The sequence below is a fragment of the Sphingobacterium sp. B16(2022) genome (assembly GCF_012030425.1).
GTDB lineage: Bacteria > Bacteroidota > Bacteroidia > Sphingobacteriales > Sphingobacteriaceae > Sphingobacterium > Sphingobacterium anhuiense.
Map to the genome: position 1 here is coordinate 208,015 of NZ_JAAUVN010000006.1, position 26,295 is coordinate 234,309.

The window sequence follows — 26,295 nt, forward strand, 5'->3', positions numbered from 1 at the left end:
AGCTGTATATAAGATTGCGTATTTCTGAATAATTATTAATAGTGACATTTACCACACTCAAGACCACCGATCATCGCCGCTGTCATTTTTTCACCTTTTTTGATGCTTTCATGCGCTTTGATTAAGTCTTCGTAGTATTTGTTATCTGATTTCACATCTGTTGCCTTATGACAATCCACACACCATTTCATTGTTAATGGCGAGTATTGGTACACTTCTTCCATTGTTTCAATAGGTCCGTGACAAGTCTGACACTCTACTCCTGCTACTGTAACGTGTTGTGAGTGGTTAAAATAAGCAAAATCTGGCAAGTTGTGAATACGAACCCATTGAATCGGCTTAGGATTGTTTCCGTAAGTACGAGTCTCTGGATTAAAGTCCAATGCGCGGTAGATTTTTGCAATCTCAGGTGAAATTTCACCATCATAATGCTCAGAACCAGTAATCGTATTGTGACAGTTCATACAAACATTTGCAGAAGGAATAGATGCATTTTTAGATTTAAAAGCACCACCGTGACAATATTGACACTCAATTTTGTTTACACCTGCGTGTAATTGGTGCGAGAATTTAATCGGTTGAACCGGCTGATAACCTGTGTGAACACCTACGTTCCACATGGTTTTCCAACCACCAACAGCCAATAAAGCAACAAGCATTAATACGGCAAATCCGACTAATTTCTTGTTCTTAACAAAAGCTTTAGCAAAAGCAAGGAATTTAGAACTCGTTTGAGGCTCCTCTTCTGCTTCAACAGCAGCTTGATTTGTTGCGATAACCTTCTCTAAAGTACGGATGACACGGTTTAAAACAACGATAACAACAATTGCCAAAACAACTACACCTATTAATCCGAAGATCATAAACAAGTTAGCATTGTCATCTTTCGCAGTTTCACCTGGAGGCAATTCACCTTTAGGTTTTTCAACAGACTCAGCTTTAATATAAGCCAATACCGACTTAATATTATCATCTGATAAATCTGTAAAAGAAGTCATCACAGATTTATTGTACTCCTCAAAAATTGCAATTGCATCGGCATCACCGGAAGCAATTAAAGCTTGAGAGTTTTTAATCCATTTAATCAACCACTCTTCAGACTTAGTTTCGGTAATACCTTTTAAGGCAGGACCAACAACTTTTCTATCAACTTTGTGACAGCTCGTACACTTTGCTTTGAAGATTTTTTCACCTTCCTTGACATCTTGCGCATGCAGCGTCGTAACGGCAAACAACAGCACCAAACTCATTGACGCTATCCTCGCAAGTTTTCCCAAAACGGATGAGATATTTCTCATATTTAACACTTTATACTATTTATTTGTGAATATAAAAATTTAAACACCATTCTAAACAGAGCACACTCTGCCTAGTAATGCCACAAAAGTATAACTTATTAATAAATCCCTGACAATTTTGTGACGTTATTTATCAATTTATAATCGTTCTAAATTATTTTAAAATGACTATTTAATGCAGATTTAAACCACCTCTTGTACTTCAAGGCGGAAATTGATAAGCCTCAAATTTAAGACATCAATAGGACATAAAAAAATTCAAAACTGCCCGAAAGTGTTTCTTGATAACAGTATGCTGACAAAGAATTGATTAGAGAATTGTAACTTTACGGATATGCAGTTATCATGAAAAAATTAGTATTTTTATATGGCTTGATTTTTTTAATAACCTCCTGTAATGCACAGACGCATCAAGCTCCAAAACAAACATCAATCTTTAAGACAATGGAAGATTCAACAAAATATAACAAATTAACGCCAGAAGAGGAACATGTTATTGTTCACAAAGGAACGGAGCGTCCCTACACGGGCACCCTACTGGATAATAAAACAAAAGGAACTTACGTTTGCAAAAGATGCAACGCGGCACTTTATCGTTCGGAAGATAAATTTGATTCGCATTGTGGCTGGCCTAGTTTTGATGATGAAATCAAAGGGGCCATACGAAAAGAAACAGATGCAGATGGAAGAAGAACAGAAATTCTGTGTAACGCATGCGGAGCACACCTCGGGCATGTTTTCATCGGCGAAAGATTGACCGATAAAAACACACGTCATTGTGTCAACTCCATTTCTATGGTATTTGTAGCAGATACTATTGCTTCAAAATAGAAGATTCACGTATTTTCAATTCGCAGGGTAGTGTCAGATGTTTAATAGATTTGGCTTTACCCTGCAATTTTAGCAATAAAATATTGATAATGTGATCCGCAATTTCTTCAATAGGTTGCGAAACAACAGTGATGGCAGGTTCGTGCAATTTAAATACCGTATGATCATCAAATGCAATGAGTGCCGGTAATTTATAATTATGTTTCTTCCCAGACTTAAGTCCTGTAATTGCCAAATAATTAGTTGCAAATAAAACAGCATCCAGGCGGTTATCTACAACAAACTCATGTAAGTCATCTATTGCCTCTGCTTCTGATGCGTCCAGTTGTATTTTCTTGATGTATACCTGCTTCTTAAATTGATCCATACCTTTCATGTAGCCATCTAGGCGATCCCGCATTTGGGTCTGATCAGAGTATAACGAGACTAGACCAATTCGTTTATAGCCCTGCTCATTAAAATGAACGGTAGCATCAAAGGCGCCTTGAAAATTATCAGCAATAACATAATCTGTTTCCACATCCGGCAAATAGCGGTCAAATAAAACAACAGGTACATTAGATTGAATCAAATTAGAAATTGTCTCCTCAATTCCTTCGGAAGGTGTAATGATGAAACCATCAACCTGTCGATCATTGAACATACCGATCAGTTCTTTGGTCTTCTCGCTATCATTATTGGTGCTACAATAGATAATCCGATACCCTTGCTCATAAACTTTAGTTTCAATCAAACGCGCGATATTACCAAAGAATGGATTTGAAATATCTTCAATGATGAGACCGATAATTTTCGTTTTACCTGTACGTAAACTTTTAGCAAGTTCATTAGGTTTATAGCCGACTTTTTTAACATAATCAAGAACTCGCTTTGTCAATGACTCACTTATACGCTTCTCCTTGGCTTTGTCATTCAATATAAAAGATACCGTAGTAACCGAAACCCCTAAAGCCTTTGCTATATCACTGATCAAAATTCTCTTCTTCATTAAGTATAGTGTGTTTATAATATGAGTTACTAATCTAAAAAAAAATAAAGTAATAACGCCATATATTGTAAAAATATTTAAGCTAAAAGGATTTATTAAGCAAAAAAAATGCTATATTTCACCCCTAAATAAGATCAAACTAATTAATTATGATTCAATTGAATTACAATAAAATTTTATTAAGTATTCTTGCATTATCGCCATTAAGTTCAATGGCTCAACAAAATTTGACTCAATATGTGAACCCTTTTATCGGTTCCGAAGATCATGGACACGTATTTGTCGGTGCCAATGTGCCATTAGGAGCTGTACAATTAGGTCCATCTCAGATTGCACAGACCTGGGATCAGTTTAATGGCTGGGACTGGTGCAGTGGTTACAATTATAAAAGCAAAGAAATTCTAGGTTTTACCCATACACATCTTAGTGGTACCGGTATTGGCGATCTTAATGATATTATGATTGTACCTGCAAACGGTAAAGTACAGTTAAAACCTGCAGAGTTTAACAAGATGGGTACCGGCTATGGATCTAGCTTTAAAAAAGAAAATGAAATAGCCCAGCCTGGATTTTACAGTGTTCTATTAGACGATTACCAAGTTCAGGCAAATCTAACAGCAACTGAGCGTGTTGGCTATCATCAGTATGTCTATAATAAATCGGACAATGCCCACTTATTCATCGACCTTTCTTTTAAGATGAACTGGGATAAAACAACAGACTCGTACATTAAGCAAATCAATGACAGCACATTTGTCGGATACCGCTTTTCTTCAGGATGGGCAAGTGACCAAAAAGTATATTTTGCGTTAAAAACATCTGTTCCTATCCAAAAAGTGCAGTTCTATGAGGAGAACAGTCAAAAATTAGGTTCTTCTACCGTAAAAGGTCAAGCTATTAAAGCTGCTTTATTTTTTGATGCTGTAAAAAATAAAACCATTGAAGTGAAGGTTGGTCTTTCATCTGTAAGTACGACAAATGCTTTAGAAAACATACAGGTGGAAATGCCGAACTGGAATTTTGCCGATGCGAAGAAACAGGCAAATGACAAATGGAACAGCACTTTAAATAAAATTCAATTTGAAGGAGATGCAGATACCAAAACCATTTTTTATACCGCATTGTATCATACCTATTTTGCACCGACCATCTTTAATGATGCAAATGGTGATTATCTAGGTACAGACAAACAAGTGTACGAAAAACAGGATTTTACCAACCATACCGTATTCTCTTTATGGGATACCTACCGTGGACTTCACCCTTTAATGAATTTACTGGAGGATCGTAAGATCAATCAGGATTTTATTAAAACCATGCTGGCGATTTATCAGCAACAGGGAAAATTACCGGTATGGCATTTACAAGGTAATGAGACCAATACTATGGTTGGATTACCGGCAATACCAGTAGTAGCTGATGCAGTTATCAAAGGGATTTTAGATGAGAAGGATTACGAATTGGCATGGGAAGCAGTAAAAACCACCGCAATGGGTTATGAAAACGGCTTAAAATTCGTACGTGACTTAACTTATATTCCAATTGACAGCATGGATCATGAATCTGTAGCTTGGGCATTAGAATATGCTATTGCAGATTATAGTGCTTACAAAATGGCGGTGAAATTAGGGAAAACAGAAGATGCTGCATATTTTGAGAAGAGATATAAGCTTTATGAGCAATATTTTGATAAAGAAGTAGGACATTTTGTGGGAAGAAAAGCTAACGGTGAGTTTAGAAGACCATTCAACGCATTGATGGCTAAACACCGTGAAAACGATTACTGTGAGGGTAATGCATGGCAATACACCTGGTTAGTTCCTCAAGATGTAAAAGGCCTAATCAATCTTTTTGGAGGCGATAAAAACTTCTTAAAAAAACTTGACGAGTTCACAACAATGTCTTCCGATCTGGGTGGAGAAGCTTCAAATGATATTACTGGTCTTATCGGTCAATATGCTCAAGGCAATGAACCCAATCACCATGTCCCTTACCTGTATGCATATGCAGGAGAAGCTTGGAAAGGTTCTGCACTTGCCCGTAAAGCCATGATGGAATTTTATACAAGCAAACCTAATGGTTTGTGTGGTAATGACGATGCTGGACAGATGAGTGCCTGGTATGTGTTTTCAGCAATGGGTATGTATCCATTAAATCCAATCAGCGGTGTTTATGTTTTCGGATCACCGATGATGGAAAAAGCAACCATTACCCTTCCAAATGATAAACAGTTAACGATACAGGTTAAAAATCAAGCTAAGAAAAACAGCTATATAAAAAGCATCAAACGCAATGGTCTATCGTACTCGAAATCATTCATCACATATGATGAGGTTCTAAAAGGAGGTACGATCGAAATTGAAATGAGCAGTACACCAAACAAAAATTGGGGTAAAGCATCACAGGATAGACCTATTGCAGTCGACAACTAATCTGCAAGTCTGTCAGGCCACTATTTATGGAATAGCTTTTGATAATAATCAACAAAAGGAGATTAAAAATGTCAGAATTAAACAACAACATCAATATTCAAGATATTGAAGACGGAAATAATCAGCAAGATTTCTATACAAATTTCAAAGAAAAATTGATTGCTGTAGAACAATTTCCATCCTTGTACAAATTCAAATTCATTGTAAAAGCCGATTTGGACAAAATAGAGCAAGTAAAACAAGTGTTTACGCATGCAAGCACCAAATACGCGGAAAAAGAATCATCAGGTGGTAAATACAAGTCCATCACCGTAGAGACTTTTGTCAATAATGCCGATGAAGTAATTGATTATTACAAAGAAGTATCTAAAATAGAATCCGTTATCATGTTATAACAAATGAACACAGGCTGTCAAATAGACAGCCTGTTTTTTTATGACGGCAGAGTTATCCAATTATTTTTTCAATAAAATAACAGAGTAAGTTCTACTTAGATTTTTACTTTCAAATAAGATTTTCAAAAGTCTATTTATATTTTTTTTCCCATAATGTGCAATCACACGTTGTACATCCTTTCGTCCAAGAAATTGACACCAAGTTGATTTTCGATCGTAAACAAAACTCCATTCATCAGCTTTACCTGTGTGCATCCCCTTGATCATATATAAAGAGTTATCAGCATAAGTCGCAAATAAATATTCTTCATATTCAACACAGTCAACCTCATAATTTCCACCATTACTTTTAATCTCAAAAGAATAAGTATTAAAAATAGGTTTACCATAATAAATAGCAGGTCGATGACTAATTTGATATTTTTTCCAAAATTTATTTGTCTCATCTACCAAAGATTCATTATTGCCATAAATCCCCAATAATGAATCTTTTACATTTCCCATTGCGATTATCAAAGTGTCTTTTAATGAATGACTCTCAAAATAGGATGGAGATAGATGCTGAGAAAATTTATCTAAATAACTTTTCATTCCACCCTTAAATATGGCATTGACTCCTAAATTAATAAATAAGGTTTCATTAATTTTCCCATACCCCTTATAAACATCAATCAACATTTGGTTTTCCTCAGCATCATAAAAATTTCTAATTTCATACAAAAAAGAATCTTGAATTGCTACTTCATTTCGAATATCTGAATCAAATTTTCTCATAATGACCGAGTCGCTAGACCAGCTAATTTGATTTTCTATTTTGCTAAATGTGGTAATAGGTTGAGATAATTTAATCCCTTTCTTATTGATTTCTTTTTGTAAAATCAAAGACAGAGATCTTAAATTATCTTTCATAAGATTTTGCCCCTTGCAAGTTGCAACCCAACAAAAGAAAAAACCGATTATTACAATTGTAGTTTTAAATTTAGCCATACAGTAGTAAGATGCAGAAATATTTAATCATATAAAAAAAGCTCACTTTTCAGTGAGCTTTTTTTATATGATTAAGTTTTAAAACTTATGCTTGTGGAGCTGCATCAGCAGCAGGTTTATCTTCACGAGGAGGACGAGGTAATAAAGCTTTACGAGAAAGTTTCAATTTACCTTGTTTGTCGATATCCAATAATTTAACCGTTACTTTATCACCTTCAGTAAAGATACCATCCATCGTTTCAAAACGTTTCCAATCAATCTCAGAGATGTGTAATAAACCATCTTTTCCTGGCATGATTTCAACGAAAGCACCAAAAGGCATAATAGACTTCACTTTACCTTCGTAAGTAGCACCTACCTCAGGTTTAGCAGCGATATTTTTAATACGTGTACTTGCATCATCAATAGCAGCTTTATTGTCCGCAAAGATCTGAACGATACCTTTACCATCTACTTCTTCAATAGAAATAGTAGCACCTGTTTCACGTTGCATTTCTTGGATAATTTTACCACCTGGACCGATGATAGCACCAATAAATTCTTTATCGATGATGATCTGAACAATACGAGGAGCATGAGGTTTGTAATCTTCACGTGGCTCAGAAATTGTTTTCTTCATTTCACCTAAGATATGAAGACGAGCCTCTTTCGCTTGATCCAAAGCTTGTGTCAAAACTTCCCATTTCAATCCATTGATCTTTAAGTCCATTTGACAAGCAACAATACCTTTTTCAGTACCCGTTACTTTAAAGTCCATATCACCTAAATGATCTTCATCACCTAAGATATCAGAAAGAATTGCATATTTACCCGTTTTCTCATCCGAGATTAAACCCATCGCGATACCAGAAACTGGAGCTTTCAATTTAATACCCGCATCTAATAATGCTAATGTACCAGCACAAACAGTTGCCATTGATGAAGAACCGTTAGATTCTAAGATATCAGAAACAACACGGATTGTATAAGGATTTTCAGCTACTGGAGGCAATACTTGTCTCAATGAGCGTAATGCTAAATTACCGTGACCTACTTCACGACGACCTGGACCTCTATTTGGTCTAGCCTCACCTGTAGAGAATGCAGGGAAATTGTAGTGAAGGATAAATTTGTTATAACCGTTGATGAATGCACCATCGATCATTTGCTCTGCATCTTTAGCACCTAAAGTAACAGAAGTTAATGATTGCGTTTCACCACGTGTAAATACAGCTGAACCGTGAGCTGCAGGTAAATAATTTACTTCCGACCAGATAGGACGTACAGTACGTACATCACGACCGTCAAGACGCTTTCCTTCATCCAATACTAGATTACGAACAGCATCATACTGCACATCATGGAAATATTTTTTGAATAAGAACTTCGTATCCTCATCCAATTCTTCTGGAAGTGTTGCTCTGAATTCTTCAGCAATCTTTGCGAAAGCTTCAGAACGGTCATGCTTTGCAGAAGCAGAAGCTGCTACAGCATATACTTTATCATAAGTCGCGCTGAAAATTTCAGCTCTCAACGTCTCATTAGTTGGCTCATGGTTATACTCACGTTTTACATTTTTACCTACTAAATTTGCTAATTCAACTTGAGCAGCAACTTGTTTTTTGATCGCCTCATGCGCAAAAGCAATCGCTTCTACCATTTCAGTCTCAGAAATTTCACTACACTCACCTTCAACCATACCTATATCTTGAGCAGAACCAGCTACGATAAATTCTAAAGTTGCTCTTTCTAATTCAGACATTTTTGGATTGATGACCAATTGACCATCTATTTTCGCAACGCGAACCTCAGAAATAGGTCCATTGAAAGGAATATCAGAAACCGCAATAGCAGCAGAAGCTGCTAAACCAGCTAATGCATCCGGCATAATATCTTTATCTGCAGAGATCAAAGAGATCATCACTTGTGTATCTGCATGATAGTTCTCAGGGAATAAAGGACGTAAAGCTCTATCGACCAAACGTGAGATTAGGATCTCATAATCTGATAAACGTGCCTCACGACGCAAGAAACCACCAGGAATACGACCTGTAGCCGCGTATTTTTCTTGGTAATCTACTGACAAAGGCAAAAAGTCAACTCCAGATTTCGCTTCTTTAGCAGAAACGACTGTTGCTAGAAGCATCGTATCACCTTGTTTTAAAACTACTGCACCATCAGCCTGTTTAGCCAATTTACCAGTAGAAAGTTCGATCTGGGAGCCATTGCCCATATCTATTACTGTTTTGATTTCGTTATAACTCATTCGTTGTTATTTGCGATATGCTTTTCATCTTTTGGCAGCATACCTATATTAAAAATATTTTAATTTCATCGCAAAGATAAGGTAAAATATTTATAATCAAACTGACGTAAGTTGCATTTATGACAGTAATTATCATGTGCCCCTTAAACATTGAAGATGGTTTTATAATAAAAGAAGCATAAAATCATCATATCAAAAATCGGTAACAAAAAAAGCCATCTCCAAAGAGACGGCTTTCTAAAGTTTTTATAACTAAAAGCTTATTTGATGATATCACGTAAACCTAGACCTTTAATGATCGCACGGTAACGGTTGATGTCAGTTTTGTACAGGTAAGCTAATAATGAACGACGTTTACCTACTAACATTTGTAGGGCACGTTGTGTGTTAAAATCTTTTCTGTTTTTTTTCAAATGCTCAGTTAAGTGAGCAATTCTCTTAGTGAATAAAGCTACTTGTCCTTCTGTAGAACCTGTGTTCGTTGCCGAACCTGCAAATTCCGCGAAGATATCTGCTTTGTACTCTTTACTTAAATACATCTCTGAAATAATATTAAAGCGTTAAAAATTTTTGTTAATTGACTGCAAAGGTAGCACTTAAACTTTAATCTGCAAAGAAAATGAAGATTAAAGTTTAAGTAGTAACGCTGTAGTATTAAAGTACCACCTTAATGGGTACCTAGTAATTTACATAAAGTTTAAATCAATTGAGGGACAAAATACCTGACAACAATAAACTTAAAATTCGCTCTGCATTAATAAGGAATGCCTTAAACTTTCACATAGATTTTCTTTTTATCCAAGTAATAGCATATACCCCACATCAAGGCCAAAAAGCATAACGAGTAAAAGAAAGAACCTACCTCTGGTGGACCAGGTAATGGTTTGCAGATTGTTGTATAAAACCAGGTAAATGCATTGGTATATAAAGCAGTTCCATCATCTCCTACCCCATCCGGAATACGGATCAACCCTACCAATCGCGGTAAAACACCACTTAGTACAAAGATAAAAAGCGGATTTTTGCCAAACACATCAAAAAATTTAGTCAGACTATTTTTCACACCTTGCACTTCAACAAACCAGATCATTCCGCCGATGGTCATAATTCCTAATCCCGTTGTGTACAGCACATAGGAACTTGTCCATATTTTTTTGTTGATCGGAAAACCTAATGACCAGATCCATGCTAAAACCACCAGAATAAACCCCGTTACAAATAACCCAGAAAGTAATTTGAAATGAGGCTCTTTACTTTCGGGAACCTTAGACCATAACCAATCTACCTGTCCTTGCTTCTTGATATAAGCACCGGCAAGATAACCGAAAACGACTTGCACAATAGTCGGTAATGTACTCATCAGGCCTTCAGGATCAAAAGGTACCCCTTCTCCTTTATAAATATGAGCTACTCCCAATAGCTGTATATCAATCGGAGTTCCAAACCAACCTGCAAGGCTATAAGGATCTCCTGCCTGTCCAGCAAAAGCACAAATAGCCCAATAAGCCAATAAGATAACAGCAGAAATCCAGATTAACGCCTTCTCTTTAAAGTAATAAGCCAGAATAGAAGCAAAACAATACGCCAAAGCAATGCGCTGAAGTACACCTAATATCCGGATGCCCTTTTCAGGATTATTTGGATTTACCCAATGTTTCAATCCAAGTGTATCAACGTCCCACTGCACAAACGGAGCCCAGTTAAGGAATAAACCAATAGCAAAAATCAAAACCGTTCTTTTGATAACTTTCTTCCAGAATACAGCATCTCCAGCTTCCTGAAGTCGAGGAATAACAAAAGACATGGCATTACCAACTGCAAATAGAAAAAAAGGAAAAACAAGATCCGTTGGGGAACAGCCATGCCAACCGGCATGTTTTAATGGTGCGAACATATGAGCCCATGTTCCAGGGTTATTGACCATAATCATCAGAGCAACTGTAGCTCCTCGGAATACGTCAAGTGAATAATAACGCTGTTTCATAAAATAGTTTGTTTAAGGCATAAAAATAACAATTTTACTATTCACTTTTAAGCGCAATTTAATTTAAAATGGCATAAACACGGATTTTTGTTTTTTAAATAGAAATCAATATTATCCATCATCACCTCAAACAAAAACATAAGAAAGTAGAAGCAATAAAGTATGCATAACAACTGTAAAAGGATCCGCGAGCTTTTTACGTCTGTTACATTCCAAAAAACTTTTGAAAAATAAATCAAATTAAACTGCCAATTATTAATAAAACAAGACAAAGACCCTTATACTTATTAATAAATATTATAAAGTCATGGATTTTACAAAGAAATTTGCTTTCTTTACCCCTTCAATACGACAATACGGAGATTATTAATGATGAACAGCCAAATCTTAAAAGCACTTTACTTTCAGGAATCACAATCAATTGCACAGCTAAGTAAAACTTTTAATAAAAGTATTCCGGTTATTACCAAATCAATAAATTCCTTACTGGAAATGAAACTCATTGAGGGTAATGGTTTTGCGACATCAACGGGAGGAAGACGCGCTATTCAATTCAAGCTAAACAATAGCCTTTCTCACTATATGTTAGTTATTGCGCTTGATCAATATTATACATCGATTTACATTTATAATCTCGAAAACAAAATAATTGAACAGATTACTGATCAATATAATCCCCTTTCTTGCGAGTCAGAAGCACTCCAAAACATCATCAGTTATGCTGATCAGCTAATTACTCAGTCACAGATTCCACTAGCCAATTTTATTGCGGCTGGTGTCAGTATGCCCGGATTTGTAAACACACAAAAAGGCGTTAATGATTCGTACGATAAAAAATGTAACCTACACCACATTAAAAAACACATCACTGATCATTTTAAAATTCCGACGATTATTGAAAACGACTCCACCTGCATTGCTTTTGCCGAACAAAAATTTGGCGCTGCACAAAAGACAACAAATGCGTTAGTCATCAATTTAAATTGGGGGGTCGGATTAGGCATGATCGTAAACGGTCAAATATTTAAAGGATCGAGTGGTTATGCAGGAGAATTTAGCCATATACCACTAAGCCATAGCAACACCCTGTGTTCCTGTGGAAAAAAAGGATGTTTAGAAGTAGAGGCATCGTTAAGCGCTGCAGTAAAAGATGTACAGAATGCTTTAAAGGCCGGAGAAAAATCGAGTTTAGAATCCGAGCAGTATAATAACCTATTAGCACAAGGAGATGCTTTACTGGAGAATGCATTACAGGGTGATCAGCTTGCTATTGCCAGTCTTGGAAAAATTGGCTATATGTTAGGAAAAGGCATTGCTACATTAATTCATATCCTCAACCCCGAAGTCATCATCATCAGTGGCCGGGGAGCCAAAGCCGGCGCCATACTCATGCCTCAGATTCAGACTGCAGTAAATGAATTTTGCATACCTAGATTGGCCAGCACAACACAATTAAAAATATCAGAAACAAATAAACAGGCACAAAGTATTGGGACTGTTGCCTTTATTATAGAAAACACATTACAAACCCTTATAACTACAAACTAATTAGCTTATAAATCATTACTCATGAATTATTTTCAGAAAAAGAGTGCAGGATTAGCGTTATGCACTTTAGTCAGTGCATCATCCTTATTCGCACAGCAATCCATTACCGGAACAGTAAAAGATGCTTCGGGACCAGTATCCGGCGTAACGGTTACCGTAAAAGGAACCTCACGAGCGACACAAACCACTGCAAACGGCAGCTTTACCATCCAGGCTTCACAAGGAGAAACTTTACGATTTACTACGATTGGATACAAACCAACAGAAGTTTTGGTTGGTTCAACTAAATCGATTAATGTAACGTTGATACAAGACGCTTCAGCTTTAGATGAAGTGGTCGTGACAGCAATGGGTATTAAACGCGATGCAAAAGCTTTAGGATATGCGGTCAGCAGTATCAAAGCAGAAGAAATTACAAAAGCGGGTAACACGAACTTTGGATCGGCTTTATATGGTAAAGCTCCAGGTGTAAAAATCACAACAGCACCAGGTGGTTCTGCAAGTGCCGTAAACGTACAAATTCGAGGAATTAACTCATTAAATTTTCAAAGACAACCTCTTTATGTAGTTGACGGTATCATTATCCGTAATGATCAGCAAAATGGGTCTAGTGGCGCAAATAATAATAATTACTGGAATGATCAACGCATCCGCGGTAATGGTATGTTAGATATCAATCCTTCCGATATCGAAAATATCTCTATTTTAAAAGGTGCGGCCGCAAGTGCATTATATGGCTCCGATGCAGCAAGTGGCGTTATTGTGATCACAACTAAAAAAGGTATTAAGGGAAAAGGATTGGGTGTTGACTTCAATTACAATGGATCAATAGAAAGAGCTGCTTTCCTTCCTAAATTTCAGAATACCTATGGTCCTGGATATGACGCGAAAACAAATATTGCCAATGGCGCTACTGCAGAAGGGTGGTTTGTTGACGACAAACTACCTGGAGGAAGAAGACCATATTACAGGGCATACGGAAGTTTTGGGCCTAAATTTACAGGCGAAGATGTCCTATGGTGGGATGGTCAAATTAGACCTTATGTTGCTAGAAAAAACAACTACTACGACGTATTCGACAAAGGTTACAATTCAACAGCCAACGTTGGAATATCCAATCAAACTGATAAAATTAACTACCGTTTAAGTGCTACACGTATGGACTACAAAAGTACAAGTCCAGGCAGTAAACAAAATAAAAACACCTTCAACTTAAACAGTACGGTTAAATTAAGTAGCAAATTATCAACCGATATCGTAGCCAACTTTGTGAATACAAACACGCACAATAGAGCGCGCTTATTGGGTGAGGTCTTAGGTACATTTGATGGTTTTTTCAGCAGAACGGAGGATATGTCTGCGATGAAGAATGCCTATCAAACATCAGAAGGTTACAAATATTCAAAACAAGGAAGTGGTCGTCCAGAAGAATTTTTGTTTCCTATGAGAGCAACAAACTTACTAGATTATTTTTGGAATCAATACAAAAATAGTTACGAAGAAACCGAAAATAGAATCTTAACGAGCGCAACATTAAATTGGGATGTTGTCAATCATTTAAAATTCAGAGGGCGAATCGGTAATGACTTTACCTCAGCGACCAGTACAAATAAACAATATACAGAATATGCAACTGCTTACAATCCGGCAAAAAGTAGCACCGGTGGTTTTGGAACTTCCAAAGGAGCCTACTCGATTTTGTATGGTGATGCCATGTTGACATACAGCAATAAGATTAGTCAGGATTTTGATTATTCAGCAAGTTTAGGTTTTCAATCCAGAACCGAAAGCTACGATGATCAATCTTCAAATACGGCGGCAGGTCTAGTGACAGAAAACTGGTTTAGCTTAAGTAATAGTTATGCACAAGCCGAAACGACCAACAGTCGAAAAGAGATGTTAAAATATGCCTATTTTGGAACCTTAAATATTGGCTATAAAGGCTATGCCTATTTAGATGGTACCTACCGTTCAGAATATTCATCAACATTACCAACTGCAAACAACAATTATCAGTACGGTTCTGTTAGTGGAAGTTTTATCTTCAGTGATGCATTTGACTTGAAATCTGATAAATTCTCCTATGGTAAATTACGTGCATCATACGGTATTGTAGGTAACGATGCCCCAATTTACGCAGCGAATATCTCCAATACGCAGGCACCACTTCTAAGTGTCAATGGTGCAGTACCTTCATTAACCTATACCAGCAATTATGGTAATCTAAACTTAAAACCAGAACGTAAGTACGAAATGGAATTTGGTGTAGAGTTAAAGTTTCTTAAAAATAGATTAGGCTTAGATGTAAGTTACTACAATAACTACATTGAAGATCAAATCCTTAACTTGACACTTCCCTCTTCAACAGGTGCTAGAAGTCAGATTCTTAACATAGGTAAAGTTGCGAATAATGGTTTAGAGGTATCTTTAAACGGCACGCCGATCCAAAATGATAACTTCACTTGGACATCAAGACTAAATTATTCATTCAACAATTCTAAAGTAAAAACATTAGCACCAGGCGTTGACGAACTTCTTTTTTATTCGGCAGATGAAAACTCTTTAAAAATCACAGCTAGAGAAGGTGAAAAACTAGGAAACATCTACGTATATGACATCGCAAAAGATCAGCAGGGTAATAATATAATTTCTAACGAAGGCTTTTACGTGATCGATAAAACGAAATACAAGCATGTAGGTAACATTATGCCAAAAGCAATCGGAGGCTGGACCAATACCTTTACTTACAAGAACTTTATGCTAGATTTTACAGCAGATTACCGTTTCGGAGGACAGATGGTATCTGAAAACCTCAAATATGGTATGAGTGCAGGTTTATATGAAAACACACTTCAGTATAGAGAGACAGGCATAACGCTACAAGGTGTCAATGCAAACACAGGAAAAGCAAATGATGTACATTTAAGTGCTCCTGAATACTATATGAATACGTTCGGCTGGGGAGCAAACTCTTGGTCAGAGGAAGGAGCAGTATACGACAATAACTTCATTAAATTAAGAGAGCTATCGATCGGTTACAAGATTCCTGACAGTTTCACGAACAAGCTTAAAATCAACAACCTTCGCGTATCGCTATTGGGAAGAAACTTATTCTATATCTATAGAACGTTAAAGAACCTGGATCCAGAAGCTCCAGTTGGAAATGCATGGTGGTCTCAAGGTGTTGACGTAGGTTCAACTGCGGCGACAAGAAGCTTTGGTTTTTCACTAAATGCTAATTTCTAACATTAATCTACTGAAATCATGAAAAAAATATTTTTATCAATCATAACATTAATAACAGCTTGCACTACGATGGTGGGCTGTAAATCGCAGTTAGAGGAAAAATTTCAAAATCCAGATGCCTCCACACAAGCAAACATCCCTGCATTTTTTGCAAAGATGCTCAACAATGATCGGGTAAGACCATCTTACTATCACTATAGAACTTTCATTCTATCAAATCAGGCTGTTTACACGCAAACTGCATCGTTTACGCCCTCATTGAGCATGTATCAACCAGGAGACAATTACTCGTACACCTATTGGTCAGATTTTTATTCGACTGGCGTATTAGGATTGAATCGTAGTATGAATAAAGCCTATTCAGAACTTTCAGAGACTGAAAAACCAAATATGGAAATCTTCATGCAAACAGCAAAAATATTGATGTATGACGAGGCTTCAAAAATGATTGACAACTTCGGAGACATCCCTTTTAGCGAAGCCGGAAGTTTACCCGCTATCGGAGAAATTGTAAAGCCTAAATTTGATGAACAAAAAGATTTATATTATCAATTCATTGATGAATTAAAAAAGATCAATGACTATTTAGCAACAGCACAAACAAATGCTGATTTCTCTAAGTACGATATCCTTAACAGTGGAAATATCAACAAATGGAGAAAGTACACAAACTCGCTAAGACTTCGTTTATTAATGCGTATCTCTTTTGTTGATGAAGCAAAAGCAAGAACTGAAGTATTGGAAATGTTGAATAATCCAGCTCAATATCCATTAACTGATGGCGGTAATGTGGCTAATTATAACCCTGCAACGGAAGATATTTTATTACAGCCCTTAACGAATTATACCGGAAGTTTGAGACAAGCATTAATTGAAGGTCCGAATCAATATGCGCCTGACCACATGCTAAACAAAGTTATGCTGCCGTCCAATGATCCACGTATTCCTGTTCTTTTTGACAAATTTGGTAGAACAACTAATAATGTTTTTTATCCAAACAAAGAATATAAGGCTATGCCCATAACGTTCACATCAGAAGAAATCAACACAAAATATCAAGACTATGCTGTCTTAGATTCTGCGACAATCTTCGATAACAATGCTTTACCCGGAATTGTATTTTCAGCATCAGAAACCAATTTCAATAAAGCAGAAGCATTACTACGTTGGGGGGCTAGTTCTGCAGCAAAAGAAGCTTATAATACAGCTGTAAAACAGTCGGTTTCATTTTACTATTATTTGAACAATAGCAATAAATCAGGATTAAAAACAGAATTAAAACCTGCCGACGATATCATCAATACTTTTACAAACAGCTCCACTATTTCATTCACAAACAATCAAACTAAAGATCTTGAATTGATCTGGACACAGAAATGGTTGCATTACGGTTTTCTTCAAGCACAACAAGCATGGGCAGAATTGAGAAGAACAGGATACCCTGTCTTAACTCACCCAGAAGGGGGCTTAGCTAACTATGCGACACCACCAACACGTTTGATGTACCCTTCTGAAGAAATTGCTAATAATCAAGCAAACTATGAAGCAGTAAAAGGGAAAGATAAGAGAGACACCAAAATATTTTGGGACGTCAACTAATTTTTTTATACCTTTAAAACTAAAGCCACTTACGTGGCTTTAGTTTTATAATAACAAATTATAACCACATGAAATTAAAAACCTTAATCCCTACCCTTGCGCTGCTCTGGTCGGGACAACATAGTTTTGGTCAGGCTCATAATGTATCTTCTGGTTACCAAAAACCAACTGACCCATTAGTTATTGAAAACCTAGAACAGTGGCAGGACATGAAATTCGGACTTTTTATGCACTGGGGCACGTACAGTCAATGGGGTATTGTCGAAAGCTGGAGCTTATGTCCGGAAGATGAAGGTTGGACACAGCGTAAACCGGAACATGGAAAGAACTATTATGATTATGTAAAGAATTACGAAAATTTACAAAAAACATTCAACCCAACAGATTTCGATCCTAAAAAATGGGCCGATGCCACAAAAGCTGCCGGGATGAAATATGTTGTATTTACAACAAAGCACCACGATGGATTTGCCATGTTTGACACGAAAGAGTCTGACTACAAAGTTACCTCTCCCAATACACCATTTTCAAAAAATCCGAAAGCCAATATCACAAAAGAAATTTTCAATTCCTTCCGAAACGATGGCTTTAAAATAGGTGCTTATTTTTCGAAACCTGATTGGCATACCGATTTTTATTGGTGGAACTATTTTCCACCTAAAGACCGTAACGTGAATTACGATCCGCAAAAACATCCTGAAAGATGGGAGAAGTTTAAAAACTATACCTATAACCAATTGAACGAATTGACCTCTGAATATGGAAAAGTGGATATTTTATGGCTAGACGGCGGTTGGGTAAGACCGTTCAAAACCATTGATCAATCTGTTGACTGGCAACGAACCATTAAGGTAGAACAAGATATAGATATGGACCGTATCGGTAATATGGCGCGGAAGAACCAACCCGGCATCATTGTCGTCGACCGTACTGTACCGGGGAAGTGGGAAAATTATGTCACGCCGGAACAGGCCATCCCAGAACACACATTAGACATCCCGTGGGAGAGTTGCATCACCATGGGTAACTCTTTTAGTTATGTTCCTAATGATCAGTACAAGCCCACTAAAAAAATTGTAGAAACTTTGATCAAAATTATCGCACGAGGAGGCAATTATTTAATGAACATCGCGCCTGGACCAAATGGGGACTACGATCAAGCGGCTTACGACAGATTAAAAGAATTAGCATCATGGATGCAGATCAACCAAGGCGCAATATATGCTACCCGTCCAGTCGCTCCCTATCACGAAGGAGATTATTACTATACCAGAAGTAAGGATAGCAAGACCGTCAATGTTTTCCATATTGTAGAAGGCGACAGCTATCAACAACCAACTGAGTTTACATTCAATGTTCCAGATAATTTCAAAATTAAAGACATGAGTATCTTAGGCCACAAAGGAAAATTGAAATGGACACAAAAGGAAAATAAAATTATTGTTAAGAATCCAAGCACAAAATTAAACTATGCTACCGTTATTCAATTAAAATCGAAATAAGGTTTAACAATAAATAACTACATAAAACCTACTGCATCGATCCTGCAGTAGGTTTTTTTTTGCCCATCTTTCCGAATCCTGTTACAATTTTTCGAAACTTATATCTCTTCTCAAAAAATAGTTTTAAAATAATAAAATCTCCCAAAAATTTTAAATTCCCCAATTTATTCCCTCCAAAATATTGAAATCTTAATCAAAATATCTTAACTAGATTAAAATGATATTAATTCCCATTATTAAGAAAATTTACTTATTAAAAAAAAGTAAAAAGTATTTGCATCTTAATAATATAACTGTAACTTTACTATTACGGAAAACCAATCCAATTATGAATAACCAGATTATAAAAGCAATATACTTTCAAAAACTGCAATCGATTGCGCAGTTGAGTAAAACATTTAATAAGAGTATTCCACTCATTACAAAGTCAGTAAATTCATTACTTGAAATGAATTTAATTGAAGGTAATGACCTTGCAGCATCTACTGGTGGAAGAAGAGCTATTCAATTTAAAATAAATAACAATTTAAACACTTATACTTTAGTTATAGCATTAGACCAATTCTACACTTCCATTTACATATTTGATCTGGAAAATAACGTGATTGCAGAAAATGTCGATAACTATAATCCCTTAAAAAATAGCACTAAAGCTTTAGAGACAATTATCAGTCTAACAGAAGCCATCATTGTTGAATCAAAAATTCCTGTTACCGATTTCTTAGGTATGGGCATTAGTATGCCTGGCTTCGTTGATACAGAGAAAGGTATTAATGATTCGTATGATAAACAATCGAAGCTATATCATATTAAAAAGCACATATCTGATCATTTTAAAATCCCAACGATCATTGAAAATGACTCCACGTGTATTGCTTTTTCAGAACAAAAATTTGGTGCTGCTAAAAATATAAAAAGTTCTTTAGTCATTAATCTCAACTGGGGTGTGGGTTTGGGTATGATCGTGAACGACCAAATATTCAAAGGATCAAGCGGTTACGCCGGCGAGTTCAGTCATATTCCACTCAGTGACAGTAACGAATTATGCTCCTGCGGAAAAAAAGGCTGTCTTGAAGTAGAAGCGTCTCTTACCGCAGCCGTAAAAAACGTGCAGACAGCAATTAATGCTGGAGAAAAATCAAGCTTAGAAGGTGATCAGCACAATAATCTGTTAGCTCAGGGTGATGCATTATTAGAAAGTGCGCTAAATGGCGATCAATTAGCTGTCGCCAATCTCGGAAAAATAGGTTATATGCTAGGAAAAGGAATAGCGACATTAATTCATATCCTCAATCCTGAAGCTATTATCATTAGTGGCAGAGGAGCTCGAGCAGGAACCATTTTAATGCCTCAGATCCAAACCGCAATCAACGAATTTTGTATTCCACGATTAGCGCAAGCCACACAACTTAAAATATCTGATACCAATAAACAGGCCCAGAGTCTAGGAACTTCAGCCTTTATTATAGACAACTTTATACAAACACTTTTTCACACAAACTAATTACACTTATAAACCATTCGTTATGAGTTATTTTTACAAAAAAAGTGCGGGATTGGCATTATGCACCTTATTTAGTGCATCCTCCCTCTTCGCACAGCAATCTATTACCGGGAGAGTAACAGATGCAAAAGGACCAGTCGCCGGTGTAACCGTTTCCGTAAAAGGAACAGCTCGCGGTACACAGACAGATGCAAATGGTAGTTTTACAATTCAAGCCTCACAAGGTGAAACTTTACGTTTTTCCAATATTGGCTACAAGTCAACAGAAATTGTAGTTGGTTCAACTAAAACGGTTAATGCTACTTTAACAGAAGATGCTTCAGCACTGGATGAAGTTGTTGTAACCGCAATGGGTATAAAAAGAGCCCCTAAAGAGCTGGGGTATGCTATGAGTACAGTTGGGGCTGAAGAGCTTACCAAAACAGGAAGTCCTAACTTTGCCGGAGCATTATACGGTAAAGCACCAGGCGTCCGTATTACTGCGGCGCCAGGGGGAGCAACTTCAGGGATCAACATCAATATTCGGGGAACAAACTCCATTACAGGAAACTCACAGCCCTTAGTCATTATTGATGGGGTTCCTATGCGGCAAACAGCCTTCAATAACTCCGATTACTGGGGTGACCAACGTGCTCGTGGTAATGGTTTAGAAGATTTAAACCCTGAAGACATTGAGAACATTACTATTTTAAAAGGCGCGTCAGCTGCGGCACTGTATGGATCTGAAGCCATGAACGGTGTTGTTTTAGTGACCACAAAATCGGGAAAAGGCGGAAAAGGTTTTTCTGTCGACTTTAACGCGACTTATACGCATGACAAGATCGCTTATTTACCTAGATTTCAAGATGTAAGAGGCCCTGGTTATACAAAAGCCTATCAAAATGATGGTCAGGCAGATGATATGTTTTATTATTATGGGGCAGACCGCGCAATTAACGGTGTAACAAGAGGGCTTTTGCCAGCATCAGTTAATTTCGGGCCAAAATTTGACGGCAAAGATGTCATCTCCTGGGACGGAGTGGTTAGACCTTATGAAGCGCAAAATTCATATCATAAGCTTTTTAACAACCCAAACAATACAACTTTTAACCTTGCTTTGGGACACGCAACTGAAAACTCAAATACAAGGTTTTCGATCACTCGTCAGGATAACCAAATGACAGCATTGGACTCTTACAATAAGAAAAACATTGCTAATCTAAATACATCATTTAAACTTTGGGATAAATTAACAACTGATATCGTTGTTAATTATGTCAATCAACATACACACAACAGACCTTTTCTGACAGATCGTTTAATAAACAATTTTACAGGAATGATGTCCACATTTGATAATCCAGATTGGTACCTAAATAAATATAAAACAAGCCTAGGCTATAAATATGTAGTCGAAGATCCTAATGTTGAAAGCTTAACTCCTGAGGAAAATATAAGATACAACGGGGCTAAAACCGATATCTTAGACTTTATGTGGAATTCTAAAGCTAGACAATACGATGAGTATTCCAATCGTGTATTAGGTTCAGTAACTAACACATGGCAGGTCACGGGAGATTTCTCTTTGAGGGCACGTTTCTCGGCAGATATGACCAATATGCGCACAGAAGATAGACAACCTAATGAAAAACCTTTAGCATTTGCAAACACAGGTTATTTTGGTATTGGGCTTCAAAATGCAAATATTTACTATGGTGACTTCTTAGCAACTTACAATAAGCAGATCACCACAGATGTTAAAGTAGGAGCTATGGTCGGATACACGGCTACTAAAACCATAGATACTTATCTTCAAAGAGAAACTGCAGGTGGCTTAAGCGTGCGTGACTGGTTTGATATTAATGCATCAACAAATACAATCGGAGGAAGTGCCACCTACAACTATAGAAGAAATCAATTAAGAGATGCATTATTTGGAACCGTAAATTTCAATCTGAAAGATTACTGGTTTGTTGAGGGAACATTAAGAAGAGAAGTCATCTCTACAATGCACCCAGACGATAATGTAGATTACTACCCTTCTGTAAACTCAAGTTTACTACTTTCAGAAGCATTCCAACTTCCTGAGGTCTTTTCTTATGCCAAATTAAGAGGCTCCTATGGAATCGTGGGTAATTACGCAAAAATATATCAGAGCCCAACAAGTCTTTCGCAATCTACACTAGGAATACAAATGACAGGCGGATCACCTGTAATCTATACAACAGTTCCAACTTCTGCATTTGGAAATGAACAACTGAAATCGGAGAGAAAGAAGGAGTACGAGTTTGGTTTAGAAACGAGATTATTGAATAATCGTTTAGGATTTGACATCACTTATTATAATGGAGTGATTGACAATCAAATCCTTGACTACACACTACCTATTTCAATGGGATCGACTTCAATTGTAGCCAATGTTGGAACACTTAGCAACAAAGGTTGGGAATTTGGGATCAATGGAACGCCAGTACAAAACGAAAACTTTAAGTGGAGTACTGTCCTCAATTTCTCCATGAATAAAAATTCTGTAGTTGAATTACCTGGAGGCGTTAAAGAACTTTTACATAGAGATTATGATGGTTCTGCTGCACAATTGATATCAAAAGTCGGTCAACCAATGGGAGATATTATGGTGCGCCCAGTCGCGACAGATGGTAACGGCAATAAAATTGTTAAGAGTGACGGTCTTTATCAGCTTGATGGAAACACATGGATCAAAGCTGGAAATGCAATGCCAAAAGCTGTGGGTGGATTTACAAATACATTCACCTATAAAAACTTTACTTTAGATGCCCTAATGGATTTCAGATGGGGTGGTCATGTCATGCCGACCGGAATCAACTGGATGATCAGTAGAGGTTTATTGGAAGAAAGTTTAACTGCTATGGATGCAGAACATGGTGGATTGAGTTACTATAAAGTAGGAACACAAGGTATCGCAACCAATGCAACACAAGGACCTAACGGAGAAATCGTGTATCACGATGGGATGTTAATGGATGGAGTAAAAGCAGATGGTTCAAAAAATGATAATATTATCTCTCAGGCTACATACTATAACAACACGTACAATTGGGGTGGTCCTCAATATTCAAACTCCCGATATGAGCTTTATGTCCAAAAGAACAATTATATTAAAATGCGTGAAATTTCTCTAGCATATCGTCTTCCAAAAGCTGTTGCGGAGAAATTAAGAGCTAAAAATGTTCAAATTTCAGCCTTTGGTCGTAATTTATTCTTCTTATATAGAAGTATTAAAGATTTAGATCCAGAACAAATGACTGGGGGATCAAACTGGATAAATCAAGTTTCCAATGCAGGAACAAGCCCAGCAACAAGAACATATGGTTTAATGCTACGTGCTAGCTTTTAATAATTAAAAACATGAAAAGACACTTATTATTTATAGGCTTATGTGCAGCCACATTAACTTATACGAGCTCTTGTAAAAAAGAGTCATTTGAAGACATGTACCGAGATCCGGGAAAAATTACCGAAACTACTGTAGAAAAACAATTTGCAGGGATGATCTACAGTTACAGACAATTAATTGTGCCTGAATATAGAAATTTATTTGTAACACTTCGCCCCACCATCTTTAGATACTTACATACAACCGGCTGGATCAATGAAACAAATCAGCTTTTACCAGGTGGCGCCGCAATTGAAGATAGATGGAGTCGTTATTATGAAGGTCTTGCGCAATATAGAGAACTAGAGACTGCTTATAATAATTCCGTAGCAATTGAAAAGGAGGAAAAAAGAATCTTTTTCTTAACTGCTAAAATTCTTTTTTATGATCAAACACAGCAAACAGTCGATTTACACGGCCCCATTCCTTGGTCAAAAGCAGGTATGCTAAGCACTAATAAAAGTGATTATCAAAATTCATATCCAGCATACGATCAACCGGAAGACATCTACGCAACAATGATAACAGACTTAAAAAGTATAAGTGCTGAACTGAATAAAATTGTTGTTGGTAAGTCTATGACAGATAAATTCAAAACTCAGGACATTATTAACAACGGCGACCTTGATCTTTGGAAAAAATATTGCAATTCACTCCGTTTAAGACTTTTAACAAGAGTAGCCGCAAGTTCAAAATTCGCCACACAAGCAAACCAAGAAATTGCCGAAATCATCAATAATCAAAATACAAATCCATTGATTTTGACAAATGCAGAAAATGCACAATTGGATATTTTTAATATTGATGATAACAGTATTCATACCAGAAATATCGAAGGGGCTTTTGAAGCGAGCGGATGGTATGCCAATTTGGCAAGTAAAAGAATGATTGATCATATGGTAAATAATAGTGATCCAAGATTGCCATTCATGTTTGAACCAGGAGCTAAAGCAGAGGGTAAGTTTATTGGACTTGATCAAACAAAACCAAGTGCAGATCAGATTTCCACAGTAAACGGAGGAACATTATCCATCTTCAACAGATCAACATATTCTAGAAACCATTATTTTCCAGGGATACTTTTCTCTGCTACTGAAACCAATTTACTATTAGCTGAATATTACAATAAATCTGGAAATGCAAGTGCTGCGAAAACAGCATTTGAAAAAAGTATAAAAGAATCTATCGATCTATATAAAAACATTAGAAGCAAATCAAACAATAACCTAGTTCCTGCAGCAGCAAATCCGACTGAACCTGCAATTACCGCTTATATAAACAATATAAACTGGGATGCGGCAGGTAATAAACTGGAGTTAATTGCAACACAAAAATGGATACATTTTAATGTTTTGCAAACAGTTCAAGCTTGGTCAGAACAACGTCGATTAGATTTTCCTAAATTTGATTTTGTTGTCCAGGGCACAGATATTCAAAAAACAGTGCCTGTTAAATTTACATTACCACCCTCAGAAAGTGTGTATAATGCGACGAACTATGAAGCAGTAAAAGCACAAGATAACGTCAACACCAAACTTTTCTGGGACGTTAATTAAAATTAAATAATCTTAACAAAGGAAGCCACGCAAGTGGCTTCCTTTATTTTGTAGCAATATTTCGTCAAACTTCGTTATCTTTTCAACCAATAAATATACTTATATATGAAAAAGATCATTTACACCTTATCTTTATTATTGAGTCTGTCTGTATTTTCCTGTAAAAATAGCGACCTTGAATACTCAAATCAATTTGAAGAGAGCTTTGAAAAGTTTAAAGAATTCAAAAAAGAAAGCTATAACTCCTATCAATACCAAACAAACACCTCATTAATGACACAAAGTGCCACAACAACAATATCAGTCATCAATGGAAAAGTAACAAAACGAGAGCATCTCATTCAGCGGTTTGGTAATCAATTTATCTCGCCGGCTACGGGCTGGACAGATGAGAAAATTGCAGCAATTGAAGCAAAAATAACGGATGCATTTAAAACATACCTAACGGATAAGAAGATTACATTAAAAGAATACCTCAGCTGGTCAGAATCTGAAAAAGAATTAGGAAAATATAATGGATTAGGAGCAACTGAAATTATGACACTCGATGACGTTTATACCAAGGCAAAAGGTGAATGGCTTGTAGCACAAGAAAAGAAAAAGATATTTTTTGAAACCAAGAATAACGGTATGATCTCATCGTGTGGTTATGTCATAGGAAATTGTCAGGACGATTGCTTTACCGGAATCAATATATCAGATATTAAAACATTAACGAACTAAAAAATAAAACCAAAAAGACTCCTGTACTTCGTTTAACATATGAAAAAGTGCAGGACCAAATAA

17 protein-coding genes are annotated in these 26,295 nt (G+C 36.6%); 11 read left to right on the forward strand and 6 right to left on the reverse strand.

Annotated elements, in window-relative coordinates; genetic code table 11:
• Positions 1-35: 35 nt before the first annotated feature.
• Positions 36-1,298 carry a c-type cytochrome gene (locus HCX49_RS23225; RefSeq protein WP_132843801.1) on the reverse strand — a complete coding sequence of 421 codons (1,263 nt, stop codon included), beginning with the start codon at positions 1,296-1,298 and terminating at the stop codon, positions 36-38.
• Positions 1,299-1,643: 345 nt separating this feature from the next.
• On the opposite strand from HCX49_RS23225, the gene HCX49_RS23230 reads away from it, so the two are divergent.
• Positions 1,644-2,129 (forward strand): methionine-R-sulfoxide reductase, encoded by a 486-nt coding sequence (locus tag HCX49_RS23230; protein WP_168128269.1) that lies wholly within the window; start codon positions 1,644-1,646, stop codon positions 2,127-2,129.
• On the opposite strand, the gene HCX49_RS23235 is transcribed toward HCX49_RS23230, so the two are convergent.
• A complete protein-coding gene (locus HCX49_RS23235) occupies positions 2,113-3,117 on the reverse strand; it encodes a LacI family DNA-binding transcriptional regulator (protein WP_132843804.1) in 1,005 nt (334 codons plus the stop codon). The two genes, HCX49_RS23230 and HCX49_RS23235, sit on opposite strands and share 17 nt — an antisense overlap.
• Positions 3,118-3,266: 149 nt before the next feature.
• Between HCX49_RS23235 and HCX49_RS23240 the strand changes: the two genes are divergently transcribed.
• Together HCX49_RS23240 and HCX49_RS23245 are read left to right on the forward strand one after the other, a co-directional pair.
• Positions 3,267-5,549 carry a GH92 family glycosyl hydrolase gene (locus HCX49_RS23240; RefSeq protein ID WP_168128270.1) on the forward strand — a complete coding sequence of 761 codons (2,283 nt, stop codon included), beginning with the start codon at positions 3,267-3,269 and terminating at the stop codon, positions 5,547-5,549.
• Between the two features lie 68 nt (positions 5,550-5,617).
• On the forward strand, positions 5,618-5,944 hold the full coding sequence (locus HCX49_RS23245; RefSeq protein WP_168128271.1) for a DUF493 domain-containing protein: 327 nt from the start codon (positions 5,618-5,620) through the stop codon (positions 5,942-5,944).
• 60 nt (positions 5,945-6,004) lie between these two features.
• Here the strand turns inward: HCX49_RS23245 and HCX49_RS23250 are convergent, their stop codons facing one another.
• The 4 genes from HCX49_RS23250 to HCX49_RS23265 form a co-directional block, all read right to left on the reverse strand.
• Entirely contained in the window at positions 6,005-6,931 is a 927-nt protein-coding gene (locus tag HCX49_RS23250) for a hypothetical protein (RefSeq protein ID WP_168128272.1), read from the reverse strand.
• Positions 6,932-7,016: 85 nt separating this feature from the next.
• Positions 7,017-9,176 (reverse strand): polyribonucleotide nucleotidyltransferase, encoded by a 2,160-nt coding sequence (pnp, locus tag HCX49_RS23255; RefSeq protein ID WP_168128273.1) that lies wholly within the window; start codon positions 9,174-9,176, stop codon positions 7,017-7,019.
• Positions 9,177-9,436: 260 nt separating this feature from the next.
• Positions 9,437-9,715, reverse strand: a complete 279-nt coding sequence (gene rpsO / locus HCX49_RS23260; RefSeq protein WP_021191167.1) for a 30S ribosomal protein S15 — start codon at positions 9,713-9,715, stop codon at positions 9,437-9,439.
• A 230-nt stretch (positions 9,716-9,945) separates the two neighbouring features.
• The gene (locus HCX49_RS23265) at positions 9,946-11,160 is read right to left on the reverse strand and encodes an acyltransferase family protein (protein WP_168128274.1); all 1,215 of its coding nucleotides are present in this window, start codon (positions 11,158-11,160) and stop codon (positions 9,946-9,948) included.
• Between the two features lie 369 nt (positions 11,161-11,529).
• On the opposite strand from HCX49_RS23265, the gene HCX49_RS23270 reads away from it, so the two are divergent.
• The 8 genes from HCX49_RS23270 (at position 11,530) to HCX49_RS23305 (ending at position 26,232) form a co-directional block, all read left to right on the forward strand.
• Positions 11,530-12,708 (forward strand): ROK family protein, encoded by a 1,179-nt coding sequence (locus HCX49_RS23270; protein ID WP_168128275.1) that lies wholly within the window; start codon positions 11,530-11,532, stop codon positions 12,706-12,708.
• Between the two features lie 21 nt (positions 12,709-12,729).
• Positions 12,730-15,954: a SusC/RagA family TonB-linked outer membrane protein gene (locus HCX49_RS23275; RefSeq protein WP_168128276.1), complete on the forward strand. Its 3,225-nt coding sequence runs from the start codon at positions 12,730-12,732 to the stop codon at positions 15,952-15,954.
• Between the two features lie 18 nt (positions 15,955-15,972).
• Positions 15,973-17,553 (forward strand): SusD/RagB family nutrient-binding outer membrane lipoprotein, encoded by a 1,581-nt coding sequence (locus HCX49_RS23280; RefSeq protein ID WP_168128277.1) that lies wholly within the window; start codon positions 15,973-15,975, stop codon positions 17,551-17,553.
• A gap of 68 nt (positions 17,554-17,621) precedes the next feature.
• Positions 17,622-19,055 carry an alpha-L-fucosidase gene (locus HCX49_RS23285; protein ID WP_168128278.1) on the forward strand — a complete coding sequence of 478 codons (1,434 nt, stop codon included), beginning with the start codon at positions 17,622-17,624 and terminating at the stop codon, positions 19,053-19,055.
• A 328-nt stretch (positions 19,056-19,383) separates the two neighbouring features.
• Positions 19,384-20,559 carry an ROK family protein gene (locus HCX49_RS23290; protein ID WP_168128279.1) on the forward strand — a complete coding sequence of 392 codons (1,176 nt, stop codon included), beginning with the start codon at positions 19,384-19,386 and terminating at the stop codon, positions 20,557-20,559.
• Positions 20,560-20,581: 22 nt separating this feature from the next.
• A complete protein-coding gene (locus HCX49_RS23295) occupies positions 20,582-23,914 on the forward strand; it encodes a SusC/RagA family TonB-linked outer membrane protein (RefSeq protein ID WP_168128280.1) in 3,333 nt (1,110 codons plus the stop codon).
• Between the two features lie 11 nt (positions 23,915-23,925).
• Positions 23,926-25,509, forward strand: coding sequence for a SusD/RagB family nutrient-binding outer membrane lipoprotein (locus HCX49_RS23300; protein WP_168128281.1), 1,584 nt, complete (start codon positions 23,926-23,928; stop codon positions 25,507-25,509).
• Positions 25,510-25,614: 105 nt separating this feature from the next.
• A complete protein-coding gene (locus HCX49_RS23305) occupies positions 25,615-26,232 on the forward strand; it encodes a hypothetical protein (RefSeq protein WP_168128282.1) in 618 nt (205 codons plus the stop codon).
• The last annotated feature ends 63 nt before the right edge of the window (positions 26,233-26,295 follow it).